The 2,917-nt window shown below is 75.6% G+C and carries 1 protein-coding gene and 1 pseudogene; both read right to left on the reverse strand.

Translation table 11 applies throughout. The features are described from left to right. A partial coding sequence (locus FRCN3DRAFT_RS55475) for a GTPase domain-containing protein (protein ID WP_198536050.1) occupies positions 1–2,080 on the reverse strand: 2,080 nt, incomplete at its 3' end. A 98-nt stretch (positions 2,081–2,178) separates the two neighbouring features. After that, positions 2,179–2,917: pseudogene (locus FRCN3DRAFT_RS49965) on the reverse strand (TerD family protein); the annotation flags it as partial.

Raw genomic sequence — 2,917 nt, forward strand, 5'->3', positions numbered from 1 at the left:
CGCGAATCCAGGACTCGCCGAGCCACAGCGCCTGGGGCGCCGCCTCGCCGTACGGCGACCGGCGTTCGCACGCCGCCACCGCCTCCCGCAGCACCGCGACCGGCTCCCGCGCCGTCTCGACCCGGCCGAGCTGGGAGCTCAGGACCGCGCGGCGCCTCGCCGCGGCCCGCGCGACGCGCCGCAGGGTGATCGCCACATCGACCTCGGGCAGCACGTACTGGACGAACGCGGCGACGCGTGCCCGCTCGCACGCGGCGGCGACCGCGCTCTCGACCTGGTCGAAGGTCTCGCTGACCGCGGCGCGGGCGTCCGCCAGCGCGCGGGCGTGCCCCTCGTCCCGCGCCCGCTGGCCGCGGTCGAGGGCCACCTTGCCGGCCAGCCCCAGGATCGCGAGACCGATCCCGATCACGGCCAGTCCCACCGGAGTGATCGTGATGGCCCCGATCGCGAGACCGGCTCCGGCCGCGGCGACCACGCCGCCGCCGGCCGCGGCGCTCGCGAACGCGGCGCCCATCCCGACGCCGCCGAGGGAGGCGACGACCCCGCCCGCGGTGCCGGCCAGGCGCAGTAGTCGCCCGGCCTGCCCGTCAGCGACACCGCGGCGGGCGAGGCCGCGCAGGTCGGCCTGGGTGTCGGCACGCACCGCGCCCAGGATCTCGGCGTACCGGACGACGACGGCGTCCACGACGGCCTGGGCCGTGTCCCTGATCTCGCCGTCCCGGTAGACCTGGCTTTCGAACTCGTCCTCGCCGACCATCCGGCTGTCTCGCCACGCCTGCTCGACGAGGTCAGCGGCTCGGGCCCGCGCCGCCATCCGCGCCGGCCGCAGCCGGTCCGTCGCCACGTTGGCGACGTGCTGTCCCGGCGAGATCTCGGGCTCGGCGAACCGCTCGCCGCGCAGCCCTTCCAGTTCGGCGAGGGCGCGCGCCGCCGCGCGGGCCGCCGTCCCGGCCGGAGCCGTCCCAGCCGGCACCGTCCCAGCCGGCACCGCGCCGTCGGCCAGTCGGCCGGTGGTCTGGATCGACCTGGTGATGCCGGCCTCGACCTGCGCCGCCAGCAGCAGCGCCGGCGTCTCCACCTGCTCGGCGAGGACCCTGTCCGCCTCCGCCAGCTCGCCGCGCACCCTGTTGATCAGCCGGCCCAGGCGCAGGTGGACGGCGTTGTCGTCCCCCAGCCCTTCGGCGAGGAGAGCCTCGAGGGCGGGCAGGTTGGACCAGTCGAGCAGGGTCTCGCGGTCGACCCGGGCGAGGGCGGCGTCCCTGCTCTCGACGTCCTGTGCCCGGTAGGGGTCGCAGCGTGCGTAGGCCGCCCGTACCGAGCTGACGGCGACGATCGGGATGCCGGCCAGGCCGATGGCGGCGAACTCGTCCTCGATGTGGCTGGCATGACCGCGCAGCGAGTTCGAGAGGCTCGCCCGCTTCCGGACGGTGGTGACCTGGTCGGGATCGCGCCACCGGCGGTTGCGGCTGTTGAGGACGGCGACCGCCGGCCGGCCGTAGGCCGCGATCCACTCCGCGACGGTGGCGAACTCCGGGGCGAGCTGGTTGAGCGAGTCGAAGCAGAGCAGCACGAGGTCGGCCCGTTCCACGCCGGCGCGGGCCTCTTCGACCAGCTGGGCCCACGACTCGCCGCCGAACCCCGGCGTGTCCACCAGCAGCAGGTCCCCCCACGGAACCTCGTTGATCTCCCGGGTGTGGTCCAGCACCGCCAGGGGCGAGATGGTCGAGCCGTCGCCCCGGCCGATCGCCTCCACCAGGGTGCTCTTGCCGGCGCCGGTCCGGCCGAACAGCGCGATGGTGACGGGTCCCAGGCGGCCCAGCGGCCCGTTCGCGAGCGCGTCGAACTCGTCCGCGAGCCGGGCGCACGTCGCCTCGAAGACGCCCGCGATCTCCCGCGAACGCGGGTCGGCCGACTCCGCCGGGTTGACCTGGTCCCCCGGGCCCGGCCGCAGCTCGGCCGCGAGCTCAGCCACGGTCTGCGCGAGCCGGCGGCGCGTCTTCTCGGTCCGGGCAGCGGCCCGACGCGCCGCGACGCCGAGGGTGTCGAACAAGATGCCCCCGAATCGGGACGTGCGCGTCATGGACAGCCGTGTCACGACGGTAGGGAGCACCCGCGTAACGGTCAATGACCCGCGATCCACCTGACCGGCGCGAACCCGGCGGTGGCCGCGCGACCGCGCTAGCGGTCGCGGATGGTCAGGCCATCGGGATTCCAGGGCAGGGCCCAGCCGTAGCGGGCGGCGGCCTCGGCCGGGGGGCCGTCGAAGAAAGCGTTCTCGCGGCGGATGACCAGGTCGTCCTGCGCCACATGGAACGAGGCGATGACGCAGGTCCGCGCGGTCGACGGGGCGTCCCCGAGGCGGATGTCGAGGTGCTCGCCGGTGCGGGCGCTGACCGTGAGCTCGCCGCGTAGCAGGTCCCATTCCGGGGCGCTGCGCAGACCGTAGGCGAACACGAAGAAACGCTTGAACGTCTCCAGCGCCCGCAGGTCGACGAAGATCTTCTGTCCCTCGCGCTCGTCGCGGGGAGCGAGCGCCAGCACCTGCCGGCCCGCGCCGCCGCCGGGGGCACTCGTCGCGCCGCCGAGCAGCTGCAGGACGCCGGCCGACCCGTCGAGCGCCTGCCAGAGGCAGCCGAGATGCAGGTCGCTCGGCCGCGGCAGCCCGGTCCTGGTCGTCAGCGGGGCCCAGGTCAGCGTGATCGTCGCCGAGCCGGAGCCACGCTTCTCGGGGGTCCAGGCGGTGGCCGGGTGATCGTCGTCCAGTTCGGTGACGTGCTCCAGGCGCTGCCGGTACCGCGACGACCGCTCGCCGAAGAGCGCCGGTGCGGACGGGCCGTGTCCTGGGCCACCGGCCGCCCCGGCCCCAGCTGCAGCCGCGGGCCGAGCCGGTGCGGCGGGAGGCACGGCGCCGGGCCGC

The organism is Pseudofrankia saprophytica, from assembly GCF_000235425.2.
Lineage (GTDB): Bacteria > Actinomycetota > Actinomycetes > Frankiales > Frankiaceae > Pseudofrankia > Pseudofrankia saprophytica.